This window comes from Nocardioides sp. NPDC057767 (genome assembly GCF_042798275.1).
Lineage (GTDB): Bacteria > Actinomycetota > Actinomycetes > Propionibacteriales > Nocardioidaceae > Nocardioides.
The window spans coordinates 62,261-85,214 of sequence record NZ_JBHVKJ010000014.1 but is presented as its reverse complement, the minus strand read 5'-3'; the positions used below and the strand labels follow the sequence as shown (position 1 = coordinate 85,214).

The following is a 22,954-nucleotide window of genomic DNA, read 5'->3' as shown; positions in this document are numbered from 1 at the left end:
AGGCGTGTCGAGACCAACACGGTCCTCTCGGCGCTCGTTGAAGACCGTGTTGGTCTCGACGCGCTCGCTGGCGCTCGCGGCTCGACCAGCGGTGGATGCCGTTCGACGGGTGCTGGCGAAATGGTTCGGCACGGTGACCTCGATCGGCTGGGGCGTGCTGCTGCTCGGCGCGCTGGCCTGGGTCGCTGCCACCGCCCTCGGCTGGATCGAGGCGGCCGTGGTCGCGATGGCGGCGCTCTTCCTCGTCATCGGTGCGGCCTTCTTCATGATCGGGCGCACCCGGCTCGCGGTGGCGACCGTGGTCGAGCCGCCGCGCGTCGCGGTCGGCCAGGCGCTGACCGGCGAGCTGCGGGCCCGCAACGAGGCGCGCGGCCCGCTCGTCTCGACGAACCTGGAGTTCCCGATCGGGGCAGGCGGGGTGACGTACGACCTGCCGATGTTGCTCCCCGGGGCCGAGCACACCGAGCTCTTCGTGGTGCCGACCCAGCGCCGCGGCGTGATCGACGTCGGCCCGGTCCGGACCGTACGCGGCGACCCGCTCGGACTGTTCCGGCGGGTGCAGGAGTGGACCGACCGCACCGAGGTGTTCGTCCACCCGCGCACCACCCACCTGGAGCCCTTCGGGGTCGGCCTGGTCCGTGACCTCGAGGGCTCCACGGCGCAGAACACCTCGATGAGCGACCTCGCCTTCCACGCCCTGCGCGAGTACGTCCCGGGCGACGACCTGCGCCACATCCACTGGCGCTCCTCGGCACGCCACGGACAGCTGCTGGTGCGCCAGTTCCTCGACACCCGCCGCTCCCACATCGTCGTCATCGTCGACTCCTCGCCGATGTCCTACGACTCCGAGGAGGAGTACGAGACCGCGATGTCGATCGCGGGCTCCCTGCTGCGTCGCGGGATCCTCGACGAGTTCGACGTCTCGTTCGCGACCGGCGACGTGCTGATGGTGCGGGCCACCGCGGCGAACGGGGGAGGGCGTACGGCCCTCGACGCCTGCTCGCGAGCGACCCCGCAGCCGAGCAACCTGATCGAGATCACCGCCGAGGCGGCCCGGCAGGCGCCGGACGCCTCCCTGGTGATGCTGGTGACCGGGCGCTACCCGGAGTTCGTGACCCTCCAGCGTGCGGCCGGGCAGTTCTCGGTCGACGCCACCACCGTCGCCGTCCGGGTCGACTCCTCCCAACGCGCTGGCTTCAAGGCGGTCGCCGACCTGCCGGTGCTCACCCTGCCCGACCTCGACCAGCTGCCGATCGTGCTGTCGAAGGGGTTGTCCGGATGAAGAAGCACCAGGCCGTCGACGGCCTCCTCCTCTTCCTGCTCGGCACCATCGCCTTCCTCGGCTTCGACGACACCTACGCCGGCTGGACCTACCTCGTCGCCGGTGTCGCGGGGCTCCTGCTCGGGATCCTCATCGCCTTCGTCGGCCGCGGCCAGCCGGTCGTCGTGCTGGCCGTCGGGCTCCTGGCCGCCTTCTTCGTGCTCGGTGGCGCGGTCGCGCTGCATGGCATCGGCGACCTCTCCTTCCTCCCGGTCCCGGACACGATCGGCACCCTCGCCGACAACTCCGTGCACGGCTGGAAGCGGCTGCTGACCACGCTCCCGCCGGTCGACGGCGGGGCGCTGCTGACGATCCCCTACATCCTCGGCCTGGTCGCCGGCTGTGTCGGCTTCGCGCTCGCGGTGCGGGTCAAGGCGGCGCTGCCGCCGGTGCTCGTCGCGTTCGCGCTGATGGCCGGGGTGATCCTGCTCGGCGTGCAGGACCCGTCCAAGACCGCTCTGCTCGGTGCGCTCTTCGGCGCGATCGCGATCACCTGGCTCTGCATCCGCGGCATGCGCGCCCGTGCCCTCGCCGCCGGCGGCCGCCGGATCTCGCGGACCGCGATCGGGGCTGCGCTGTGCCTCGGCGCGGCCGGGCTGGCGTTCCTCGCCGGGCCGCTGCTGCCCGGTCTCGCGCCCGAGCGCACTGTGCTGCGCGGCGAGATCGAGCCGCCCTTCAACGTCGGGCAGTACCCCTCACCCCTGGCCGGTTTCCGGGTCTACACCAAGGGCTACCAGACCCCGGAGGACGACCGACGGCTCTACGAGAAGGAGCTGTTCACCGTCTCGGGCCTGCCCGAGGGGACGCGCGTCCGGGTCGCCGCGATGGATTCCTACGACGGCACCGTCTGGCGCGCGGCCAACGACTCCGGCGAGACCGAGGGGCCCGACGACACCTTCCAGAAGATCAGCTCGACCCTGCGCAACCCGATCGCCGACGGCAAGCAGGTGCGCGGGACGATCACGATCGGAGAGGACTTCGGCGGCGTCTGGGTGCCGCTGCCGACGGCGCTCACCCACATCTCCTTCGACGGCCCCGACTCCGACTCGTTCCGCTACAACCTGGCGACCTCGACCGGTGTCCTCCCGTCCGCGCTGAAGCCCGGCGACTCCTACACCTTCACCGCCTCGGCCGCCGATGAGAAGGTGACCGAGAAGAGCGAGGTGTGGTCCGGCGGATCGCCGATCGGCGACGAGGCCGCCCAGTTCCAGGCGCTCGCGGCCGAGTACGCCGGTGGTGGTGACTCACCGATCACCAACGCGCTGGCGGTGGCCGAGAAGCTCAAGGCGGAAGGCACCTACACCGACGGCGAGCCGCCCAACCAGCAGTACCCGGCCGGCCACTCGCTGCGTCGTCTCGCCGACTTCACCGCCAAGGGCGGCCAGCTCGCCGGCAACGACGAGCAGTACGCCGCGCTGATGGCCGTCCTGGCCAACCAGGTCGGCGTGCCGGCCCGGGTGGTCCTGGGCGCGGTCGTCGGCTCCGACGGCGTCGTCCAGGGCAAGGACATGCACGCCTGGGTCGAGCTGCGGATGTCGGACGGGTCCTGGGCGACCCTGGACTGGTCCGAGTTCATGAACACCGAGAGGCCGCCCGAGCAGAACGCCCCTCAGCCCGAGGAGCTCGTCACCGGCAAGGTCGTCCCGCCGCCGGCGCCGGTGCGCCCGCCCGCGACCTCCGGCGACCCGCTGGACGAGTCGGTGAACCAGAAGGCCAACTCGCGTCCCGACGGGTTCACGCTGCCGGGATGGCTGATCGCCGTCTTCACGTACGTCGGTATCCCGCTGCTGCTCATCGCGGCCGTGTGCGGGGCGATCATCGGCGCCAAGATCTGGCGCCGACATCGCCGTCGTACGCGCGGCACCCCGGTCGCCCGCCTCTCCGGTGGCTGGCGAGAGACCATCGACCATGCCCGGGACTTCGGGGTCGGGGTGCCGGTCGGGGCGACCCGTCGTGAGCAGGCGTCCGTGCTGGCCACGGCGCCGGGCCTGGACGGCGCGCCGGGGCTGGCGCTGCTCACCGACAACACCATGTTCGCCGAGGCCGGACCGGACGATGCCGAGGTGGCCGCGTTCTGGGATCAGGTCGGGACGCTTCGTTCCTCGGTCTCCGAGTCGCGCACCAGGTGGCAGCGCATCCGGGCGGCGGTCAACCCGCTCTCGCTGCTGCCGACTCGGCTGTGGCGCAAGCGCTGACCCTCGACGCCGGTGCTCAGGTCGGGTCGAGGTCGACCCCGCTCCGGTCGGTCGTCGAGGGTCGTACGAGCGGCTTGACGGCGGGACCGTCGAGGACGGAGCCGTCGGGGGAGAACCGGGAGCCGTGGCAGGTGCAGTCCCAGCTGGCCTCGGCGGCGTTCCAGTGCAACGGACAGCCGAGATGGCTGCACCTGGCACTCACGGTGTGCACCGCGCCTACCTGGTCGCGGTAGCCGCCGACCGTGTGGCCGCCGACGTCGACCAGCCCGCCTTCGCCCGGTCGCAGGTCGGAGAGGGAGCGGACTTCGGGGTCGTGGCGGCGGCCCGCGATGAGCTCCCGGCCGACCTTCAGGTTGTCCTTGATGAGTCGGCCGATGGCACGGGCGTCGCCGATTCGGGCGGCGTCGAACACCGGCAGCCACGGGTTCTCGCTGCCGTCGAGAATGTCGGCCAGCATCATCGCGGCCGCGGTCCCGCTGCTCAGGCCCCACTTCTGGAAGCCGGTGGCCACCAGGACCTGCTCGCTCCCCGGCGAGCGGCCGACGTACGGCACCCGGTCCGGCGTGGTGTAGTCCTGGGCCGACCAGCGGTAGTCGATCGCTTCGACGTCGAAGGTGGCCCGGGTCCAGGTCTCGAGGTCCGTGTACATCGCCCGGGTGTCGGGCTCGGCGCCGGTCTCGTGGCCGTTGCCGACCACGATCAGTCCGTTCGGGCCGGGGTCCAGCCACGGCCGGGTCGAGTAGGTGGGCGCGTCGATACCGATCGTCATGCTGGTCGGTGCCGGGTCGTGTAGGCGGGCCGCCAACCCGTAGGAGCGGGACGGTCTCGTCCGCGCGAAGTAGCCGCCGAGCAGTCCGGGCGGCAGCAGCGTGGCGACGACGACCTGGTTCGCCGCCACCGTCGCGGCCGACGTGGCGACCTCGACGGTTCGGTCGGGTTGCTCGTCGATGGCCGTGACCCGGGCGCCCTCGAAGATCCGTCCTCCGGCCGCGGTGAACGCGGCCGCGAGTCCCGCCATGTACCGACTGGGATGGAAGTGGAGCTGGTCGTCGAACGCGACAGCTGCCTCGACGTCGACGGGTAGGTCCGTGCGGTCGGTCGCTCGTGCCGGCAGTCCGAGTCGAGCAGCTGCCTCGGCCTCGTCCTCGATCCGGGATCGCTGTTCCGGCGACCGGGTGTACGCCACCGCAGGGGCGCGAGTGAGGTCACATCCGATCTCCAGCTCCGAGACGAGATCGGCGACCTTCTCCACCCCTGCCCGCATCGCGTCGGCGTACCGGCGGGCGTTCTCTTCCCCGAGGCGTTTGACCAGGTCGGCATAGATCACCCCGTGCTGTGCGGTCACCTTCCCGGTGGTGTAGCCCGTGGTGCCGCCACCCACCGTCGCCGCCTCCAGCACGGCGACTCGCCGGCCGCGCCGCTGGGCGAGCAGCGCGGTCGTCAGCCCGACGATGCCACCACCCACCACCGCGACGTCGACCGTGAGGTCGGCGTCGCGACTCGTGTCCAGGATGGCGAAGCCGGGCCTCTCAGCCGTGGCCAGCCACACGCTGTCGTGCTCCATCAGGTACGTCCTCTCCGCCGACGTCCGGGTGGAGCCGCGAGCGTCTCCCCGGAATCTCGTGGTCAGGGTGCGATGTGGCTCCCGCTGTGCTGCGTACGTCCCAGCGCCAGCCCGACCACGACCATGCCGGCGCCGAGAATCAGGTGGAGCCAGTTGTCGGCGTCGTTGACCGGGACGAAGTTCGCGGTGCTCTGGTGGTCGATGGCCAAGCCGTAGATCCACAGGACCAGATAGATCGCGCCGCCACCGATCAGAAAGCCGCGAGCTCCGTTCCAGGTCCGAGCCAGCAGGAGCCCGGCGATACCGAACAACAGATGCACGATGTTGTGCAGGATCGACACCTGGAAGATGCCGAGCAGCTGGGCCTCGGACTCGTGGCCGGCGAAGGCCATCGAGTCATAGTCGGTGGTGATGCCGGGGATGAACCCCAGCACACCGACGAGCAGAAACACGCCGCCCACGACCGTCGCGGCCGTCTGCAGCGGCGTCGCGGTCATGGACCGGTAGTCAGATATGTCAGTCATTTCTCGGCGGTACCCATCGGCGAGATCCCTATGCCGACGCGCCCGGGAAAGCGGAAGGCATGCGTCCGGAACCGGTCTGGCCTCAGGCGCATGACGACCATCGACACCCGGTCGAGATCAGCCCAGGGCGACCGTGAGGGCCAGGAGCGTCGCAGGGTCGTCGAGCCGGTCCCCGTACGCCTCGCGCAGCTGCCCCATCCGATAGCGGACGGTCTGGGGGTGGATGAAGAGCTCGGCGGCGACCTCGTCGCGGCGGCCCTGGTGCAGGAGCCAGGAGCGGAGGGTCTCGGTGAGCTTCTCGGCGGTGGCGGGACGCAGCTCGGCCAGCGGGGCGAGGACCTGGGCGCGGAGGTCCTCGCGGGCGTCGGTGTCGGCGGAGAGGACCAGCTCGACGAGGTGCTGCTCGGTGTCGGAGCCGAGGCCGGCGACGTGGGCGCGCCGGGCGCGCTCGTAGGAGATGCGGGCTTCTCGCCACGGCTTGGCCGGCCCGACGACCGCCCGGCGTCCCTCCAGCGCCTTCATCAGCGCTCGGCGCCGGCGGCCGTGGGCGTCCGGGACGAGCAGCAGGGTGTAATCGTCGAGGTCGACCAGATCGTCGTGCTCCAGCGTCGCCTGGTTGACCTTGGCGAGGATGGTGCCGACCTGGGAGTTGGGGACGAGCACAGCGGTGAGCGTGCTCGGTGGGGTCCATTCGGCGCGGACCGCCGCGTCGTCGAGCTCTTCCGGGGTTGCGCCGGCCAGCAGCTGCCTGGCGAGCCGTTCGCGCAGCTGGCGCTGCACGCGGCCGGTGGTGGCGCGCTCGTCGGCGTGCCCGGCGGCGGAGGCCTCGGAGATCTCGTCGATCCAGGCGAAGACCAGCGCCGCGAACTCGACCAATCCCTCCGGGGCCATGCCGCCCTCGACGGCCTTGCTGGAGAGCTCTCGCCAGGCGACCCGTGCGCCGATGCGGTAAGCCGCCAGCAGGGCCTCGGTCGTCCGGCCGGAACGGGCTTCTCCGCGCCCCAGCCCGTAGGCACCCTCGAGCGCTGGGGGAGTGGCGGTCGCGACCTCGGCCGGAAGCTCGTCCACCGAGGCCAGTGACAGGAATCCGCCCAGCGCGATGCCCACGGCCGTACGGATCGTCTCGCCCATCGGGCCCGAGAAGGCGTCGCGATAGGCAGGCACCTCCGCGGTGATCGCTGCCACGACGTCCTCGCTGACCCTGGGCAGCACCTCCCGGATCGATGCGACGATCTCGGGTGTCAGATGGACGTCATAGGACGAAAGCGTCAGGGCATCTCGGGAACTTTTGTTCGTCACGTATAAATCCGCCTATCAGATTCACGTCGCTGACACAGGAGTTTACCTCGCACAAATAGCATCATGGAATACATGGTTGAGATGTCCACGTCCCCCGCACTGTTCGCCCCGGGCGAGGCCAGGCGCCCCGCATGGCGGGCACGGATCTCGCGCAAGGCGTGGGGGGTTGCCGAGAAGATCGCCACGCCCCTGGCGCCGGCCGACTACCTCGACATGTTCAACCCGCTGCGGCCCGGCGCCGACCTGCGCGGACGCATCGTCAAGGTCACCCCGGAGACCGCCGACGCGGCCACGATCGAGATCAAGCCCGGCGCCGACTGGTCGGGCCACACGCCGGGTCAGTACGTCCGCGTGGGCGTCGACGTCAACGGCGTACGCCACTGGCGGGCCTACTCGCTGACCCACGGCCCCCGCAAGGACGGCCTCATCTCGATCACCGTCAAGGCCGTCCCCGACGGCAAGGTCTCCAGCCACCTGGTGCGCCGCCTGCGCCCTGGCAAGATCGTCCACCTCGAGCAGGCGGCCGGCGACTTCGTACTGCCCAGCGACCTGCGCGGCCACAAGTTCCTGATGGTCACCGCCGGCTCCGGCGTGACCCCGGTCATCGGGATGCTGCGCAACCTCTTCCCGGTCACCGAGGAGGGCGTCGTCGAGCACCAGCGCCTCGACGTCACCGTCGTCCACGTCGCCCCGAGCCGCCCCGACTCGATCTTCATCCGCAACCTCGAGTCCCTCCACGAGGCCGGCGCGATCCGCCTCGTCACCCGCTACACCGGCTCCGAGGGCCGCCTCGACGTCGACACCCTCACCGAGCTCGTGCCCGACCTGAAGGAGCGGAAGGCCTACGCCTGCGGCCCGGCCGGGCTCCTCGACAACCTCCAGGCCTGGTACGACGCCGAGGGCCTGCCGCTCCAGACCGAGCAGTTCCGCCTGGCGACGGTCGTCACCGGAGAGGGCGGCACCCTCGCCTTCGCCGGCAAGACCGTCGAGGCACCTGGTGACAAGCCGATCCTCGACGCCGCCGAAGAGGCCGGCGTCCTCATGCCGAGCGGCTGCCGCATGGGCATCTGCTTCGGCTGTGTGCTCCCGATGAAGGAGGGCGCCGTCCGCGACCTCCGCAACGGCGAGCTCACCGTCGCCCGCCCGGGTGAGACCGGCCCCGAAGGGGTACCGATCCAGACCTGCATCTCCGCCGCCGCCGGCGAGTGCGTCATCGACCACCCCGCCTCCTGACCAAGGCTCGAACGACCAGCCCCCACACAGACGAGAAGTGAGACAGCCATGACCATCGCACCTGATGCCCCGGCCTACACCGGCCCGATCGCCCACCTGACCCGCGAGGACATCGAGCAGCTCGGCCGTGAGCTCGACGCCATCCGCCAAGAGGTCATCGACACCCGCGGCGAGCGCGACGCGGCGTACATCCACAAGGTCATCAAGGTCCAGCGCTCGCTGGAGCTCGGCTCCCGCGCGGTCCTGCTCGCGAGCATCTTCCCGCCGGCGTTCGTCGTCGGCACCGTCGGTCTCTCGATCGCCAAGATCCTGGACAACATGGAGATCGGCCACAACATCATGCACGGCCAGTGGGACTGGATGCGTGACCCGAAGATCCACTCCACCGTGTGGGAGTGGGACAACGCCTCGACGAGCGAGGGCTGGAAGCACTCCCACAACGAGCTGCACCACACCTACACGAACATCGTCGGCAAGGACAACGACCTCGGCTGGGGCATCATGCGCGTCGACGAGGAGCAGCGCTGGACGCCGGCGAGCCTGTTCCAGCCCGCGATGAACTTCCTCAACATGTGCATCTTCGAGTACGGGATCGCGGCCTACGACCTCGAGCTCGGCCGGGTGATCCGGCAGAAGAAGAAGGGCCGCCGTCCGTCCGCCGAGTGGGAGATGGCCGCGAAGCGTACGCTCGCCAAGATCCGCCGCCAGGCGTTCAAGGACTACGTCGCCCACCCGCTGGTCTCGATGGTGACCCTCTCCGGTCCGACCACGCTGCTGGCCAACGTGATCGCCAACTTCACCCGCAACGTGTGGACCCACTCGGTGATCATGTGCGGTCACTTCCCCGAGGGCGTGGAGACCTTCGAGCTCAAGGACATCCCGGAGAACGAGAGCCGCGGCGAGTGGTACGTCCGGCAGATGCTCGGCTCGGCGAACATCTCGGGCTCCAAGTTCCTGCACGTGATGACCGGCAACCTGTCGCACCAGATCGAGCACCACATCTTCCCGGACCTGCCCTCGAACCGCTACGCCGAGATCGCGCCGAAGGTCCGTGCCCTCTTCGACAAGTACGGCCTCAACTACCACACCGCGCCGATGCCGCAGCAGGTCGCGTCCGCATGGCACAAGGTGCTGCGCCTCTCGCTGCCCAACGGCTTCCTCGAGTCCACCAACGTGCGCAACGCGCCGAGCCAGGTGGTGAAGCTGGTCAAGGCCGTCCGTGGCGACACCCGCACCCGCCGCCGCCTGCTGAAGGAGTTCGAGGCGGCCGGCGCCGCCTCCGTCGGCAAGGCCATCTGAGTCGATACGCGTCAGGCGTCGTGGGGTAGGGAACGCTACGGAGACACCTGCGCCACGGTGACGAACGTCGTATGGACATCACCCGCCGGGACCGGTAGACAACTAGGCACTATGGAGAACGAGTTGATTCCCGGAGCTGAGTCGCGGACCGCGGTGCGCAGCTATGTGACCGCCAACGAGCCGAACCCGTCGGCGCTCGCCGAGGGCCTGTGGGTGCTGCCTCCCGACGTGCTCTCCAGCGGTGACCGCGCGGTGCTCTTCGAGCAGTACAAGCTCTACGTCGCCGAGGCCGAGCGGCTCAGCGTGCGGCGGACGATCACCAGCGCGTTCTTCCTGATCCTCGACCTCGGCGTCCTGGTCGCCGGCACCGCGCTCGTGGCCAGCGGCCCCGAGCGGCCGTGGCTGTTCACGGTCGCGCTGATCGCCGCCCTGGGCCTGTGCCTCGGCTGGTTCTGGATCATCCGCTCCTACCGGCAGATGGCGAGTGGCAAGTACGCCGTCATCTCCCACCTCGAGAAGCAGCTGCCCGCGGCGCCCGGCGTCGCGGAGTGGTCGGCGGTCGGCCTCGGTCGTGACAGCTCGCGCTACCTGCCGATGAGCAACATCGAGGTGTGGGCGCCGGCGCTGTTCGGGTTCTGCCACCTCGCGACGTACGGCCTGCTCTACCTGCCCTAGTCGAGAACCCGCACGTCGAGCGGGGTCTCCCCGTCCGGCCCGACGGCGTACGCCACTCCGTCGGGCCGCTCGCTGAGCACCTCGACCAGCTCGCCGTCGCGCCACAGCAGCGCGACGCCGTCGTCGGCGGCGTAGCCGGCGGGCAGCGCCCCGGAGCCCACGAACCGGACGTACGTCTCGCGCCGGTCCGCCTCGCCGAGGTAGTGCGGGCAGAACGAGCCGGGGAGGAAACCCAGGCCGTCGGGAAGCGGCGCGGTGGGTCCGAAGGAGTCGGTCGAGGAGGCCTCGTACCAGCAGTTGGCCCCGGCCGAGATCCCCGCCAGGACGGTCCCGCCTGCGGCGGCCTTCTCCAGGAGGGCCGGCAGTCCGTGCAGTCGCCAGACGGCGAGCAGGTTGGCCGTGGACCCACCGCCGACGTAGACGATGTCCTGGTCGAGCAGCTGCTCGAGCTCGTTGATCGGGAGCTCGTAGCCCTCGGGTGCCTTGTTGAACAGCGACAGCACGGTCGCCTCGGACCGGTCGGCGTACGCAGCGAGGAACTTGTCGTGGTAGCTGTCGGCGTCGCCGCTCGCGGTCGCGATGAAACAGACCCTGGGCCGCTCCGTCCCGGTCAGCCGGCCGAGCTCCGCGTCGAGCGGGGAGAAGTCCCGACCGTGCACCTCCGGCATCGAGAAGCCGCCACCGCCCAGGGTCAGGATCGTTCCGCGCATGAGGGTGAGTGTAGGGATACGGAAGGCCCCGCCGGACGTTGTTTTCCGGCGGGGCCTTCGCAGGTGTGAGGGTTACTTGACCCTGACGGTCACCGTCTCGGTGATCGCCTCGTTGTTGCGGTCACCCGAGTAGGCCACCTCGTAGGTGTGCGTGCCTCGGAGCGCCCGGAAGGTCGCCTCCTCCTTCTTCAGGGTGAAGCGGCCGACGCGGATGCCGTTCTCGCTGACGACGATCTCGCCCGTGGCGCGCTTGCCGTCGACGGTGATCTCTACCTTGCCGCGCTGGGGCGAGGTGGCGGAGATCTCCGGGACCGCCTTCTCGGTGCAGTAGCTCACCGAGACGTTGTCGATGGCCCAGCCCCTGGCGCCACCACAGCCGTCGCGACCGAAGTCGAAGCGGAACTGCACGGTGTCGCCCGCGGCCGCGATGGAGTCGAGCTTCACGATGGTGGTGCCCCACTCACCGGTGAAGCTGTTGCCGTCGGAGCCGGTCCAGGCCGCCTGGCCCTCCATGTAGCCGCTTCCGGTGCTCATCGTGCCGCCCGGTGCGTTGAAGGCGTACGCAGCCTGGTCGATGAGCTCGAACTCGCCGCCGTTGACCGAGGCCTTGACGTTGCCACCGTCGTAGCCCCACTCGGTGAGCACCGAGTGGTCGAAGCTCAGCCGTGGCGAGAGGCCCTCGGGCACGGTGAGGGTCGGGCTGATCAGGCCGTTCCGGCTGGTGATGTCACCGGTGGCGGACCCGCAGGAACCCTCGTTGGGGTCGGGCGCGAACGCGAGACCACTGGTGTTGCCCTCGATGTCGCTGCCGGCCTCCCAGGGGTAGTCGTTGCCGGGAATGCCGGCCTCGGCGTCCTGGGTCCAACCGGTCAGACCGTCCTCGAAGTCCTCGGTGTAGGTGGTCACCTCGTTGGTGCCCTCGCCACACAGGGCGGGGGTGTTCGGGTCGAGCATCGGACCGAAGTTGCACTGGACCGGCTCCTTGGTGAGCTCGGTGGCCGTGTTGGCCGCCGCGACCGCGGCGCAGTCATCGGCCGTGATCGGGTCCAGAGCCGGAGCCGTGGCCTCGCCCCCCGGAGTCTCGCCGCCGCCGGTCTGCGGCGTCGAGGTGCCCAGGGTGAGCTTCTTGAGCGTGGTCACGCCCATCAGGTCGGCGCAGGAGGAGACCATCGCCTGGGCGTACTCGGGGAAGCCCGAGGTCGGCGTCAGGTAGTTGGTCTGGGCGTGCCAGATCAGGTTGGCCGCCTTGTCCAGGCCGATGCTCGCCACGTTGACGTCGTTGTAGGCGCCGCCGTCGACGAGCAGTGCGTAGTGGTGGTTGACGACACCGGAGTTGACGTGGACGCCACCGGAGTCGGTGGCACCGTCGCAGTGGTACTCCTCGTCGGAGACCTTGCCCGGGTCGCCGTAGCAGTTGGGGTTCCACATGTCGCGGATCGCCCCGCCGAAGGCGGTCGAGTCCTCACCCATCAGCCAGCGCACGGACTCGTCCTTGGACCCGGAGACGTCCTTGATGGTGATGTTGACCGGGCCGGTGGCGTTCTTGATCTTCTGGCCGGTGGCGTAGTCGGTGGTCGCACCGTAGATGTCGGAGGTGCCGGAGATGCTGCTGACCGGCTGACCCTGCAGGAACGCGATCACGACGCCCTTGGCGCCGGCGTTCTTCGCGTTCGCGACCTTCTGGACGAACGGGCAGGTGCCGCGGTCGACGAGCACGAACTTCCCGTTGACCGCAGCGGCGTTCTCCAGCGGCGAGCAACCGTCGGTGGTCGTCGGACCGCCGCTGTTGGCGGCGTCGAGGCCGACCACGATGTCGCTGGTCACCCCGGCGGTCGGGTAGACCGGACCGAAGTTGGCGGCGGCGGCCGGGCAGTCCCCGGCGACGTCGGCCGGCGAGTTGATCGTCAGCGTGATGGCACCGCGGGTGGAGGAGGAGCATTGTCCGTCCGTACGGGCCACGTCGTCGGTGGTGTTCTCACGCGCGTTGAGGAAGTCGACCGTGTTGCCCCACATGTCGGAGTACGCCTCGTTGAGCGCACCCGGCTGCCACTGGTAGATCAGGCCGGAGGTGTGCTCGGTGTAGGCGTGGCCCCACTCGTGCGCCACCACGTCGTCGGAGGTGACCCCGGAGCAGTAGTTGGTGGTCTCGCCGTTCCAGTTGGCGTTCGGGCAGGAGATCGCCGGGTCGTTGTTGACCGTGACCATCTTCGCACCGTTGCCGTCGTAGGAGTCGCGACCGAAGGTGTTCTTGAAGAGCCAGTAGGACTCTCCGGTGCTGGCGACCTCGTTCTGCTGGTCCTGGTCGAGCGTGCCCGGGAAGGCGTCGTTCTCGCGCCAGACGGTCGCGTCGTCGGTGGTCTCCGGGGTGTTGTGCTTCTCGACGAGCTCGCGGTCGGTGGCCGCGTGGAGCATCGAGTAGCGGTTGACCGGCTTGCCGCTGGCGGCGTCGAGCACGAGGGTCTCGCGCACGGTGGACTGGTTGGACACCTCGACGACCCAGGCGAGCAGGCTCTTGCCGCTCACGCCCTGGGCCGCACCCATGCGGTAGATGTTGAGGTCGGCCTTGACGACCTCGACGCCGGTGGTGTCGATCTTGCTGTCGGGGTGGGCCTGGGCGGGCTTCGACTTCACCAGCTCGAGCGCCTTGGCGCTGGCCTCCTCCTTCGACCACTTCGGGGTCGTGCTCAGATCGAGGTCGGGGGCGGCGAAACCGTTGACCGAGGTCAGGTCACCGGCCTTGTCGACGTGGGCTTTCAGGACGCCGCCGAAGACCGGCACGCCCTTGTAGGCCTGCTCGAACTCGACCGTCCAGCCGGCCGGGGTGGTGGTCACCTTCGACTGGTCGAGCTGGCCGGCCTCCGCGCCGAAGACCGAGGCGTACTCATCGAGGTACTCACGCGCCTTCGCGGCCGCTTCGGACTTCGAGTCGGCGGCCACGCGGGGCAGCAGATCGCCCCGGGTGGAGACGAAGCCGATCAGGCCGCTCGCGCCCTCCTTCTTGAGGGTGACGGTCTGGTCGGCCGTGGCCTTCAGCTGGTCGATGCCGCTGGGATCCGGTTTCGCGGCGACCGCGGCGACCGGTGTGATCACCAGGCCGGCGGCGACGAGCGCAAGGCTGATTCCCTGCTTTCCGAGCTGCACGGGGTTGCTCCTCTCGGGGATGCGCCGCGTCAGGTCGCGGCGTTTCGCATCGTAGAGAGATTTGCGCCGAAGAGGGGTGCAAACGCGAATCACGAGTCCTAAACGATTCCTCCTCTGGAGATCCTCAGGCGAGGCCCTCGGGGGCGATCTAAGGTAGTTTCCCGATGTGCGGGCCTACCTCAGGCGCAGATTCTCGTGGGGTGCCCTTGGAGATCATCCCGCCTTTGTACGCCGCCGGCCTGCCGTGCCACGGAGACGACTCTGCGTTGTGGTTCTCAGAGTCCCCCGCCGCCCTCGAGGTGGCCAAAGACCGCTGCCTCGACTGCCCGGTGATGCGCGAGTGCCTCTCGGGTGCCTTGTCGCGTGCCGAGCCGTGGGGCGTCTGGGGCGGCGAGATCGTCGAGCGCGGCCAGGTGGTCACCCACAAGCGCGGCCGCGGCCGACCCCGCCGCCAGGCCGCCTAGGCGTGCGCTGACTCCAGCCCCAGGCTCTCGGCGAGCTTCGCGACCTGGGCGGGGGCGGCGTACGCCTCGATCTCGGTGATCCGGCCGTCGACCACGGTGAAGGCCATGACGCTGTAGAGCTTGCCGTGGAAGGTGATGACGACACCGGCGGAGCCGTTGACGAGGGCGTCGTGGGTGATCCGGTCGGCGTGGGCGTACATGACGGCGTTGCCGGCGACCTTCGCGGCCCCACGGTAGGTGGTGATCCCGGTGCCGAGGTCGGCCCGCAGGACCACCTCGGGGTGGAGGGCACCGATCAGCCGGTTCAGGTCACCGTCCTGGGCTGCGGCGAAGAAGGCGTCGACGACCTCGCGCTGCGCGGCGATATCCGGGTGCGGCGTACGTCCTCGGACCCGGCGGCGCGCGCGGCTGGCGAGCTGGCGGGTCGAGTCCGAGGAGCGGTCGAGCATCGTCGCGATCTCGTCGAACGGCACCGCGAAGAGATCGTGGAGTACGAAGGCCAGCCGCTCGTCCGGGGAGAGCTGGTCGAGCACGACCAGGAGAGCGACGCTGACCGAATCGGCGAGCATCGCGCGCTCCGCGGGGTCCCGGGTGGTGGCGTCGTCGAGCACGACCGTGGGCTCCGGCAGTCGATCTTCGAGAAGCAGCTCGCCGCGGGTCTTGCGCGTGCGGAGCATGTTGAGGCTGACGCGTGCGACCACGGTCGTCAGCCAGCCGCCGATGTTGTCGATCTCGTCCGCGTCGGTCCGGCTCAGTCGGAGCCAGGCGTCCTGGACGGCGTCCTCGGCCTCGGAAGTCGACCCGAGCATCCGGTAGGCCACCCCGAACAGATGCCGCCGCTCCTCCTCGAAACGCTCGGCCAGCCACTCCTGCTGCATCTCCACTCCTGGTTCTCGAGGTCTCCGGGGCCTTCTCGCCCCATAGACCCGACACGTGAAGCAGACCAGATGTGACCGATCCGGTGAAAGAAATTTTTCTTTCTCGGACCCGTCACATCTGTCCGTCCGGCCGGGTCAGGGATGGCATGAGCAACCGAATGAAGAACCCAGCAGAAGTCATCCCGCAGGCCTACAAGGGCATCGGCAACCTCCTCGCCGCTGTCGCGGACGGCGGCCTTCCTGAGACCACGACCGAGCTGATCGCGATGCGCGTCAGCTCGCTCAACGGCTGCGCGGCCTGCCTCCAGGGCCACGCCGTCCGGGTCGACGAGGTCGGTCTTCCGATCGAGAAGATCGTCGGCCTCGCCGCCTACCGGGAGTCGCCCTTCTTCAGCGAGGCCGAGAAGGCGGCGCTCGCGCTCACCGACGCCGTGACCCGTCTCGCCGATGCCGAGGACGCCGTGCCGGACGAGCTCTGGCGCGAGGTCACCAAGCACTACGACGAGCGACAGACCGCCGCGCTGGTCCTCTGCATCGCCACCCACAACCTCTTCAACCGGGTCAACGTGACGGTGCGTGAGGACGCCGAGAACCCCTTCTGGATGCGCTGACCCCGGGAACGGCTCCAGATCAGGCCAGGGCGGACGAGACGACCGCCCTGGCCTCCTCCTGCACCTGGGCCAGGTGGTCGGGTCCGCGGAAGGACTCGGCATAGATCTTGTAGACGTCCTCGGTGCCCGACGGACGGGCGGCGAACCAGGCCGACTCGGTGGTCACCTTGAGGCCTCCGATGGCCGCGCCGTTGCCGGGCGCCTCGGTGAGCTTGGCGGTGATCTCCTCGCCGGCCAGCGTCGTCGCGGTGACGGCCTCGGGCGAGAGGGCCGCGAGCTTCGCCTTCTCCTCGCGCGAGGCGGGGGCATCGATCCGGGCGTACGCCGGCTCCCCATGTGCAGCGACCAGCTCGGCATGGCGCTCCGACGGCGACTTCCCCGTGCGTGCCAGGATCTCGGAGGCGAGCAGCGCCAGGATGATGCCGTCCTTGTCGGTGGTCCACACGGTGCCGTCGAATCGGAGGAACGAGGCGCCCGCCGACTCCTCCCCGCCGAAGCCGAACGAGCCGTCGATGAGTCCCGGTACGAACCACTTGAACCCGACCGGCACCTCGACCAGAGGCTTGTCGAGCGCTCCGGCGACCCGGTCGATCATCGAGGACGAGACCAGCGTCTTGCCGATCCGCGCGGTGGCGGGCCATTCCGGGCGGGCGCCACCGAAGAGGTGGTCGATCGCGACCGCGAGAAAGTGGTTGGGGTTCATCAGCCCGGCGTCGCGGGTGACGATCCCGTGCCGGTCGGAGTCGGCGTCGTTGCCGGTGGCGATGTCGAACTCCGGGGTGCTCTCCAGGAAGCGCACCAGCTCGGCCATCGCGCTGGGGGAGGAGCAGTCCATCCGGATCTTCCCGTCCCAGTCCAGCGGCATGAACCGCCAGGTCGGGTCGACCAGCTCGTTGACCACGTTGAGGTCGATCTTGTGTCGCTCGGCGATCTCGGCCCAGTAGGCGACCGAGGCCCCGCCCAGCGGATCCGCCGCGATCCGCACCCCGGCGTCGCGGATGGCGGCCAGGTCGACGACGTTGGGCAGGTCGTCGACGTAGGTGCCCAGGAAGTCGTACGCCTCGGCCTTCCGCCGCGCCGCGGCGAACGGCACCCGCTTGACGCCGGCCAGACCGGCCCGGATCAGCTCGTTGGCGCGGGCGGCGATGACCTTGGTGGCGTCGGAGTCGGCGGGGCCGCCGTGGGGCGGGTTGTACTTGAAGCCGCCGTCGGTGGGCGGGTTGTGCGACGGTGTGACGACGATCCCGTCGGCGAGGCTTCCTCTGGTGGTCGAGCCTGTCGAGACCAGCCGCCCGGCGTTGGCACGGAGGATCGCGTGCGAGACCGCCGGGGTGGGCGTGTAGCCGTCGCGGTCGTCCACCAGGACGCGTACGTCGTTGGCGACCAGCACCTCCAGCGCGCTCGCCCACGCGGGTTCGGAGAGACCGTGGGTGTCACGCCCGATGAACAGCGGCCCGTCGATTCCCTGCGAGGTCCGGTAGTCGACGATCGCCTGGGTCGTGGCCAGGATGTGCGTCTCGTTGAAGGCCGACCTGAGCGAGGACCCTCGATGCCCCGAGGTGCCGAAGACGACCTGCTGCGCCGGATCCTCGGGGTCGGGCTGCAGGTTGTAGTAGGAGGCGACCAGGTGAGGTACGTCGACCAGGTCGGCGGGCGTAGCGAGCGTTCCAGCGCGTGGGTCAGCCATGTGACCCATCATGCCTACTGCCCCGTAGTCTTCTCCCCATGCCCCTCGTCACCACCGAAATCAACGACGGCATCGCCCAGGTGCGTCTCAACCGCCCTGACAAGCTCAACGCGCTGACCCTCGACCTGCTCCAGGAGCTGGTCGACACCGCCAAGGAGCTCCGCAGGAACCACGACCTGCGCGCGGTGGTCATCGCCGGTGAGGGGGACGCGTTCACCGCCGGTCTCGACTTCGCCTCGGTGCTGCGCGACCCGAAGAAGATCGTCGGCGCGTTCGTCCCCGTGCCCTTCCGTGGCACCAACCTCTTCCAGGAGTCGGTCTGGGCGTGGCGCCGGCTGCCGGTCCCGGTGATCGCGGCCGTCCACGGCCACTGCCTCGGTGGCGGCGTACAGATCGCGCTCGGGGCCGACTTCCGCATCGCCGAGCCCGACTCGCAGTGGTCCGTCCTCGAGGGCAAGTGGGGCATCATCCCCGACATGACCGGCATCCGGTCGCTGTCGGAGGTCGTCGGCATCGACACCGCGAAGAAGCTCACCATGACCGCCGAGCAGTTCTCCGGCGAGCGTGCCTACGAGCTGGGCCTGGTCACCGAGCTCTCCGCGGACCCGGTGGCCACCGCCACCGCGTTCGCCCGCAAGCTCTCCGAGCGCTCCCCGGACCAGCTCGCCGCCGCCAAGCGCCTCTTCAACGACACCTGGTACGCCCCCATCAAGCGCACCTTCTCCCGCGAGCGCATCGAGCAGCTCCGTCTCCTCTTCGGCGAGAACACCAAGATCGCCCGCGAGGCCGCCTTCAAGCGCGAGAAGCCGACCTACAAGCCCCGCCGCTGACCCTCCTCAGCCGAGTCCGCACTTGTGGCGGTCGAGCCGCCACTTCTGCAGTCTCGGCCTGCGCGGCTGACGCCTCGGCGTGCTTGCGACGGCGCTTGATCTCGCCCGGGCGACGATCCACGCCACGACCATCGCCGCGACGATGCCGCCGACGACGCCCGCAGCGCCGCCGAGAGTCTCGATGAGGGCGACCGGGGTCAGACTTTGGTCAGGGGTAGGCGATACCGGTGGTCTGCTCGGAGAGCTCCCACAGCGCCCGCGCCGCCTCCGCGTCGCGCGCGAGCCGCGACGCGGTGACCGGCTTCGGCACACCGCGGGCCTCGAAGGCGTCGCTCGGCCCGATGTACGTCCCCGGCTCCAGCCCCGGATAGGTCGCCGCCATCAGCGCGGGCCAGGCGCCCGCCTCGGGGGTCTGCGCCATGGCGTGGACCGCGGCCTCGCTGATGCTCGCGATCGGCGCGATCAGCCGCCTGGACGTGCCGTTCGCCATCAGACGCGTCGAGGCGAGCCCCGGGTGGGCGGCGTATGCAGCGATCGGCAGCCCCGCCTTCTCCAGGCGCCGCTGGAGCTCGAAGGTGAAGAGCAGGTTGGCGAGCTTGGACTGCGAGTAGACGTTCCAGGGTGAGTACCGCCCGACCTGCACGGTCGGGTAGCCCAACGGCGCCTTGCGGGCCATCTTGTGCATCATGCTCGACACGGTCACGATCCGCGCGTCGCCGCTCTCGGCCAGCGGCTCGAGCAGCAGCCCGGTGAGCAGGAACGGCCCGAAGTGGTTGGTCGCCATCTGCAGGTCGAGGTCGTCGACGGTGCGTGACTGCGGCGTCGCCATCACGCCCGCATTGTTGACCAGCAGATGCAGCGGCCCACCGCCGTCGAAGGTCGCTGCGGCGATCGCCTCGGCACCGGCTCGCACCGCCTGGAGCGAGGAGAGGTCGAGCGCGACCCGGTCGACCTTGGCGCCCGGAACCGCCTCGGCCAGGGCGGCCGCGGCCGCGTCGAGCTTCTCCCACGACCGCCCCGCCAGGATCACCCGCGCGCCGGCGGCCGCGAGGCCACGCGCGGTGAAGTAGCCGATCCCGCCCAGCGTCGGTCCGGTCACCACGGCGTTCTTGCCGGTCAGGTCAGGAATATCGGAGGTTGTCCACGGCATGTGGCCACACTAGGCGGCGACTCCACACAATGGACGCATTTGACGGCCGATCCCTGCTGATCAGCCCAGCCCGATCAGCCCGACCCGATCAGCCCAGCCCGCCGAGCGCGAGCCCACCGGCGATCGCGAGCATCATGCACCCGATGAGGCTGTCGAGCACCTGCCACGCCCGCCGGCTGGCGAGCAGCGGACCGAGGAGCCGTGCGCCGTAGCCGAGGCCGGCGAACCAGATGATGCTGGCCAAGCACCCACCGAGGGCGAACCCCCACCGCGCCGAGCCGTACGTCGCCGCGATCGACCCGTGGAGCACAAGTGTGTCGATGTAAACATGCGGGTTGAGCCAGGTGAAGGCGGCGGCCTTGGCGATCACGCGGGGCAGTGCCTCGCGGGGCGCGTCCGCCGCTGCCAGAGCCGACGGGCGCAGCGCCCGCCGGAACGACCCGATGCCGTACCAGCCGAGGAACGCCACCCCGAGCCATCGCAGCACCTCGACGGCCCAGCCCGCCCGGGCGACGACCGCCCCCATCCCGCCGACGCCGGCGCAGATGAGGACCAGATCGGAGACCGCACACACGCTCACCACGACCAGCACGTGCGAGCGCAGGATGCCCTGCCGCAGGACGTACGCGTTCTGGGACCCGATGGCGACGATGAGGCTGAGCCCGGTGAGGAGTCCGGCGAGGCTGGCGTTGATCACGCCACCGACGCTAGAGCGCCGCCTACCAACAGACCAGCGAAAGAATCTAACCGAAGATAAGCCACACTTAAGACATGCCCGCCCTCGACCCGACCCAGCTCGAGACCCTCGTCGTGATCGCCGAGGAAGGCACCTTCGATGCTGCCGCGCGCCGCCTCCACGTCACCCCGAGCGCCGTCAGCCAGCGGATCCGGGCGCTCGAGCGCGCGGCCGGTCAGGTGCTGGTGCGGCGTACGACGCCGTGCACGCCCACCGAGGCCGGCGAGCCCCTGATCAGACAAGGAAGACAGCTCCGCCTGCTGCTCGCCGAGGCCGCCGCGACCCTGAGGACGGGCGACACCGACGACGACGCCGTCGACCTCTCGGTCGTGGTCAACGCGGACACGCTCGCGACCTGGTTCCGCCCGGTGCTCGACGAGGTCGCGACCTGGGACCGGACCGCGCTGCGGATCACCGTGGAGGACCAGGGCTACTCCGCCGACGCGCTGCGTCGCGGCGAGGTCCTCGCCGCAGTCACCAGCGAGCCGAAGCCGGTCCAGGGATGCACCGTCGAGCCGCTGGGGAGGCTCCGCTACACACCAGGCGCGGCCCCGGCGCTCGTCGAGCGCCACCGCAAGGGCAGGGGCATCGAGTGGAGCGCGATGCCGATGATCGTCTTCAACGAGAAGGACCACCTCCAAGACGAGGTGCTCGCGGCGCACGGCGCGACTCGGCCGCCGGTCGTCCACCGGGTCCCGAGCAGCCACGACTTCCACGAGGCCATCAGGCGTGGCCTCGGCTGGGGGATGCTCCTCGACGCCCAGGCCGAGGCCGACCTGCAGTCCGGCGGAACGGTCCCGCTTCCCGGCGCGAAGCCGATCGACGTCCAGCTCTTCTGGCAGCGCTGGCGCCTCGACTCGATCGCCCTCGACGACCTGAGCGAGGCCGTACGCCGCGCCGCCCGCTCCGGGCTACGCCCGACGCGCCGTCGCTGAACGGAACGGGTCAGGCCCGGCCGCCCGGGTAGCCGGCACCGAAGTGCTGGCCCTGAGGGCCGTTGCCCGGCATGGGCTGCCCGGCCGGCGGGTAGTGCCCCTGCGGGGGCGACTGAGGGCCGGGCGGGTAGTGGCCCTGGGGGCCGCCGTAGGGGCCGGGGTCGTACTGGCGGTGCTCGACCGCGGTGGTGTGCTGGGACCGGTTCACCGACAGCAGCACGCCGATCACGATCGCGAGGCCGCCGGTGACGACGAAGATCCAGCCCAGTGGCTCGCTGGCGATCGCGTTGGCGACCTCGTCGGGCAGATCCACGGCGCTGGTGAGCAGGACGAGTCCGAGGACCAGCAGGATGATTCCTAGGCCGATGGTCATGGAAGAACTCCAGAGGTTGGGGGCAGGCGCGCCACGCTACCCAGCCGTTTCAGGCCGCCATACCGTCCCCCGCATCACGGACTCGCAGCCGTTCAGGCTGTACGCCGCGTCCCGACCACCCCGCGCGCCGCGACCCCGAGCAGCACCAGCAGGAGCACGCCGAAGGCAATCACCGCGGGCCCGGTCGAGACGTACTGAACCATGATCCCCAACAGCACCACGGGCACCGTGATCCCCACGTAGGCCATCAGGAAGAGCCCGGCCAGCGCCTCGCCGCGGCTGTCCGCCGGCGCCACCGAGATCACGGTCGCGACCGCCGCCTTGAACGACATCCCGGACCCGGCCCCGGTGACGACGGCCCCGACGACCAGCACCCAGAACGTGCCGGACAGGAGGGCGCCGACCACGAGGAGGAGTCCGGCGGTGAGTGCGACCAGGCCGGTGACGTACAGCTGACGGCGCTGCCAGCGTCCGGCGAGCACCTGGAAGAGCGCCGCGGCCCCGAAGATGGAGAAGCCGACCATGCCCGCGACGACGTGCGAGTGGAGACCGAGCTCGTCAGCGAGGAACGACGGCACCAGCGAGGTGAAGAAGCCGAACATCGCGAACGCCACGAAGCTGGCCATCCCGGCGGCGAAGTAGGCGCTGCGTGCGTCGGCAGGCACCCGCACCCGCTGCGGCCGGTAGGTCCACCCCGGCTGGTCGGTGTCGACCGTCTCCGGGGCAGCCACGACCGCCAGCAGCCCGATCACCATGAGGAACGCGAAGACCGCGTAGGGCGTGTAGAGCGGGCGCGGTGCCCACTCGGCCAGGGCCCCGGCGACCAGCGGACCCAGTCCGAGCCCACCGATGTTGGCCGCCGTCGCGACCACCTCGGCCCGGGTCGCCGGCGCCTCCGGCCGTGCGGTCCGGTGCAGCTCGGCGAGATGGGCCGTCGCGGTCGCGGTCAGCATCCCGACCCCCAGTCCGGACAGCAGCCGCGCCAGCAGCAGCCAGCCCAGCTCGTGGGTCGAGAGGAAGATCAGTGCGGAGAGCACGTTGAGCAGCACCGCCGGGGCCACCACCCGCCGCCGCCCGAACCGGTCCGAGAGGTGGCCGGCGAGGAAGAGCGAGATCGCCACCCCTGCGCCGTACGTCGCGAACACCACCGTGATCACGAACGAGCCCCAGCCCTGCTCGTCGACGTAGAAGACATAGAGAGGTGCCGGCGCGGCTGCGAAGGCCATCGTCACCGCGAACAGGAACGCCACCGACCAGAACCCGCGGAGGTGGTGGAGCCGCTCGCTACGGCGTTCGGCCTGGATTGTCGTCATGCCTCCATGCTCGCCG

General features: G+C 70.1%; 20 protein-coding genes. 9 read left to right on the top strand and 11 right to left on the bottom strand.

Annotated features, from left to right (window positions below):
* The first annotated feature begins 46 nt into the window (after positions 1 to 46).
* Together ACFVDI_RS09770 and ACFVDI_RS09765 are read left to right on the top strand one after the other, a co-directional pair.
* Positions 47 to 1,282 carry a DUF58 domain-containing protein gene (locus tag ACFVDI_RS09770; RefSeq protein ID WP_378903605.1) on the top strand — a complete coding sequence of 412 codons (1,236 nt, stop codon included), beginning with the start codon at positions 47 to 49 and terminating at the stop codon, positions 1,280 to 1,282.
* Positions 1,279 to 3,516 carry a DUF3488 and transglutaminase-like domain-containing protein gene (locus tag ACFVDI_RS09765; RefSeq protein ID WP_378903569.1) on the top strand — a complete coding sequence of 746 codons (2,238 nt, stop codon included), beginning with the start codon at positions 1,279 to 1,281 and terminating at the stop codon, positions 3,514 to 3,516. The genes ACFVDI_RS09770 and ACFVDI_RS09765 overlap by 4 nt, the downstream gene beginning before the upstream one ends.
* Before the next feature lie 16 nt (positions 3,517 to 3,532).
* Here ACFVDI_RS09765 and ACFVDI_RS09760 read toward each other — a convergent pair whose 3' ends face one another.
* From ACFVDI_RS09760 to ACFVDI_RS09750, 3 genes are all read right to left on the bottom strand, one after another.
* The gene (locus tag ACFVDI_RS09760; RefSeq protein ID WP_378903566.1) at positions 3,533 to 5,080 is read right to left on the bottom strand and encodes an FAD-dependent oxidoreductase; all 1,548 of its coding nucleotides are present in this window, start codon (positions 5,078 to 5,080) and stop codon (positions 3,533 to 3,535) included.
* A 62-nt stretch (positions 5,081 to 5,142) separates the two neighbouring features.
* The gene (locus ACFVDI_RS09755) at positions 5,143 to 5,604 is read right to left on the bottom strand and encodes a DUF4383 domain-containing protein (RefSeq protein WP_378903563.1); all 462 of its coding nucleotides are present in this window, start codon (positions 5,602 to 5,604) and stop codon (positions 5,143 to 5,145) included.
* 117 nt (positions 5,605 to 5,721) lie between these two features.
* Entirely contained in the window at positions 5,722 to 6,903 is a 1,182-nt protein-coding gene (locus tag ACFVDI_RS09750; protein ID WP_378903561.1) for a PucR family transcriptional regulator, read from the bottom strand.
* Between the two features lie 72 nt (positions 6,904 to 6,975).
* Between ACFVDI_RS09750 and ACFVDI_RS09745 the strand changes: the two genes are divergently transcribed.
* From ACFVDI_RS09745 to ACFVDI_RS09735, 3 genes are all read left to right on the top strand, one after another.
* Positions 6,976 to 8,136, top strand: a complete 1,161-nt coding sequence (locus ACFVDI_RS09745) for a ferredoxin reductase (protein WP_378903559.1) — start codon at positions 6,976 to 6,978, stop codon at positions 8,134 to 8,136.
* 48 nt (positions 8,137 to 8,184) lie between these two features.
* Positions 8,185 to 9,435 (top strand): fatty acid desaturase family protein, encoded by a 1,251-nt coding sequence (locus tag ACFVDI_RS09740; protein WP_378903556.1) that lies wholly within the window; start codon positions 8,185 to 8,187, stop codon positions 9,433 to 9,435.
* A gap of 123 nt (positions 9,436 to 9,558) precedes the next feature.
* Positions 9,559 to 10,110 carry a hypothetical protein gene (locus ACFVDI_RS09735; RefSeq protein ID WP_378903553.1) on the top strand — a complete coding sequence of 184 codons (552 nt, stop codon included), beginning with the start codon at positions 9,559 to 9,561 and terminating at the stop codon, positions 10,108 to 10,110.
* Here the strand turns inward: ACFVDI_RS09735 and ACFVDI_RS09730 are convergent.
* Positions 10,107 to 10,820 (bottom strand): Type 1 glutamine amidotransferase-like domain-containing protein, encoded by a 714-nt coding sequence (locus ACFVDI_RS09730; RefSeq protein ID WP_378903550.1) that lies wholly within the window; start codon positions 10,818 to 10,820, stop codon positions 10,107 to 10,109. The two genes, ACFVDI_RS09735 and ACFVDI_RS09730, sit on opposite strands and share 4 nt — an antisense overlap.
* Positions 10,821 to 10,892: 72 nt before the next feature.
* Positions 10,893 to 13,961 (bottom strand): M4 family metallopeptidase, encoded by a 3,069-nt coding sequence (locus ACFVDI_RS09725; protein WP_378903547.1) that lies wholly within the window; start codon positions 13,959 to 13,961, stop codon positions 10,893 to 10,895.
* A 200-nt stretch (positions 13,962 to 14,161) separates the two neighbouring features.
* On the opposite strand from ACFVDI_RS09725, the gene ACFVDI_RS09720 reads away from it, so the two are divergent.
* Positions 14,162 to 14,425 carry a WhiB family transcriptional regulator gene (locus ACFVDI_RS09720; RefSeq protein WP_378903544.1) on the top strand — a complete coding sequence of 88 codons (264 nt, stop codon included), beginning with the start codon at positions 14,162 to 14,164 and terminating at the stop codon, positions 14,423 to 14,425.
* Here the strand turns inward: ACFVDI_RS09720 and ACFVDI_RS09715 are convergent.
* Positions 14,422 to 15,303: a sigma-70 family RNA polymerase sigma factor gene (locus ACFVDI_RS09715; RefSeq protein ID WP_378903541.1), complete on the bottom strand. Its 882-nt coding sequence runs from the start codon at positions 15,301 to 15,303 to the stop codon at positions 14,422 to 14,424. The genes ACFVDI_RS09720 and ACFVDI_RS09715 overlap by 4 nt on opposite strands.
* 158 nt (positions 15,304 to 15,461) lie before the next feature.
* Between ACFVDI_RS09715 and ACFVDI_RS09710 the strand changes: the two genes are divergently transcribed.
* Complete coding sequence (locus ACFVDI_RS09710; protein WP_378903538.1) at positions 15,462 to 15,914, top strand: carboxymuconolactone decarboxylase family protein; 453 nt, start codon at positions 15,462 to 15,464, stop codon at positions 15,912 to 15,914.
* 19 nt (positions 15,915 to 15,933) lie between these two features.
* On the opposite strand, the gene pgm is transcribed toward ACFVDI_RS09710, so the two are convergent.
* Positions 15,934 to 17,601, bottom strand: a complete 1,668-nt coding sequence (pgm, locus tag ACFVDI_RS09705) for a phosphoglucomutase (alpha-D-glucose-1,6-bisphosphate-dependent) (protein WP_378903536.1) — start codon at positions 17,599 to 17,601, stop codon at positions 15,934 to 15,936.
* 38 nt (positions 17,602 to 17,639) lie between these two features.
* On the opposite strand from pgm, the gene ACFVDI_RS09700 reads away from it, so the two are divergent.
* The gene (locus ACFVDI_RS09700) at positions 17,640 to 18,431 is read left to right on the top strand and encodes a crotonase/enoyl-CoA hydratase family protein (RefSeq protein WP_378903533.1); all 792 of its coding nucleotides are present in this window, start codon (positions 17,640 to 17,642) and stop codon (positions 18,429 to 18,431) included.
* A 208-nt stretch (positions 18,432 to 18,639) separates the two neighbouring features.
* Here ACFVDI_RS09700 and ACFVDI_RS09695 read toward each other — a convergent pair whose 3' ends face one another.
* Together ACFVDI_RS09695 and ACFVDI_RS09690 are read right to left on the bottom strand one after the other, a co-directional pair.
* Positions 18,640 to 19,581 carry an oxidoreductase gene (locus ACFVDI_RS09695; RefSeq protein ID WP_378903530.1) on the bottom strand — a complete coding sequence of 314 codons (942 nt, stop codon included), beginning with the start codon at positions 19,579 to 19,581 and terminating at the stop codon, positions 18,640 to 18,642.
* A gap of 88 nt (positions 19,582 to 19,669) precedes the next feature.
* A complete protein-coding gene (locus ACFVDI_RS09690; RefSeq protein ID WP_378903527.1) occupies positions 19,670 to 20,278 on the bottom strand; it encodes a LysE/ArgO family amino acid transporter in 609 nt (202 codons plus the stop codon).
* 74 nt (positions 20,279 to 20,352) lie between these two features.
* Here ACFVDI_RS09690 and ACFVDI_RS09685 point away from each other — a divergent pair, with 74 nt between their 5' ends.
* Positions 20,353 to 21,252 (top strand): LysR family transcriptional regulator ArgP, encoded by a 900-nt coding sequence (locus tag ACFVDI_RS09685; protein WP_378903524.1) that lies wholly within the window; start codon positions 20,353 to 20,355, stop codon positions 21,250 to 21,252.
* A gap of 10 nt (positions 21,253 to 21,262) precedes the next feature.
* Here the strand turns inward: ACFVDI_RS09685 and ACFVDI_RS09680 are convergent, their stop codons facing one another.
* Together ACFVDI_RS09680 and ACFVDI_RS09675 are read right to left on the bottom strand one after the other, a co-directional pair.
* Positions 21,263 to 21,625: a hypothetical protein gene (locus ACFVDI_RS09680; RefSeq protein WP_378903521.1), complete on the bottom strand. Its 363-nt coding sequence runs from the start codon at positions 21,623 to 21,625 to the stop codon at positions 21,263 to 21,265.
* A 92-nt stretch (positions 21,626 to 21,717) separates the two neighbouring features.
* Complete coding sequence (locus tag ACFVDI_RS09675) at positions 21,718 to 22,938, bottom strand: MFS transporter (RefSeq protein WP_378903518.1); 1,221 nt, start codon at positions 22,936 to 22,938, stop codon at positions 21,718 to 21,720.
* Between the last annotated feature and the right edge of the window lie 16 nt (positions 22,939 to 22,954).

What these genes read in the sequence shown, in the direction of transcription:
- ACFVDI_RS09765 (WP_378903569.1), top strand. Translation starts at nt 1,279, where the DNA reads ATGAAGAAGCACCAGGCCGTCGACGGCCTCCTCCTCTTCCTGCTCGGC.
- ACFVDI_RS09760 (WP_378903566.1), bottom strand. Translation starts at nt 5,080, where the DNA reads ATGGAGCACGACAGCGTGTGGCTGGCCACGGCTGAGAGGCCCGGCTTC.
- ACFVDI_RS09755 (WP_378903563.1), bottom strand. Translation starts at nt 5,604, where the DNA reads ATGACTGACATATCTGACTACCGGTCCATGACCGCGACGCCGCTGCAG.
- ACFVDI_RS09745 (WP_378903559.1), top strand. Translation starts at nt 6,976, where the DNA reads ATGGTTGAGATGTCCACGTCCCCCGCACTGTTCGCCCCGGGCGAGGCC.
- ACFVDI_RS09740 (WP_378903556.1), top strand. Translation starts at nt 8,185, where the DNA reads ATGACCATCGCACCTGATGCCCCGGCCTACACCGGCCCGATCGCCCAC.
- ACFVDI_RS09730 (WP_378903550.1), bottom strand. Translation starts at nt 10,820, where the DNA reads ATGCGCGGAACGATCCTGACCCTGGGCGGTGGCGGCTTCTCGATGCCG.
- ACFVDI_RS09715 (WP_378903541.1), bottom strand. Translation starts at nt 15,303, where the DNA reads ATGCAGCAGGAGTGGCTGGCCGAGCGTTTCGAGGAGGAGCGGCGGCAT.
- ACFVDI_RS09710 (WP_378903538.1), top strand. Translation starts at nt 15,462, where the DNA reads ATGAAGAACCCAGCAGAAGTCATCCCGCAGGCCTACAAGGGCATCGGC.
- pgm (WP_378903536.1), bottom strand. Translation starts at nt 17,601, where the DNA reads ATGGCTGACCCACGCGCTGGAACGCTCGCTACGCCCGCCGACCTGGTC.
- ACFVDI_RS09700 (WP_378903533.1), top strand. Translation starts at nt 17,640, where the DNA reads ATGCCCCTCGTCACCACCGAAATCAACGACGGCATCGCCCAGGTGCGT.
- ACFVDI_RS09695 (WP_378903530.1), bottom strand. Translation starts at nt 19,581, where the DNA reads ATGCCGTGGACAACCTCCGATATTCCTGACCTGACCGGCAAGAACGCC.
- ACFVDI_RS09685 (WP_378903524.1), top strand. Translation starts at nt 20,353, where the DNA reads ATGCCCGCCCTCGACCCGACCCAGCTCGAGACCCTCGTCGTGATCGCC.
- ACFVDI_RS09680 (WP_378903521.1), bottom strand. Translation starts at nt 21,625, where the DNA reads ATGACCATCGGCCTAGGAATCATCCTGCTGGTCCTCGGACTCGTCCTG.
- ACFVDI_RS09675 (WP_378903518.1), bottom strand. Translation starts at nt 22,938, where the DNA reads ATGACGACAATCCAGGCCGAACGCCGTAGCGAGCGGCTCCACCACCTC.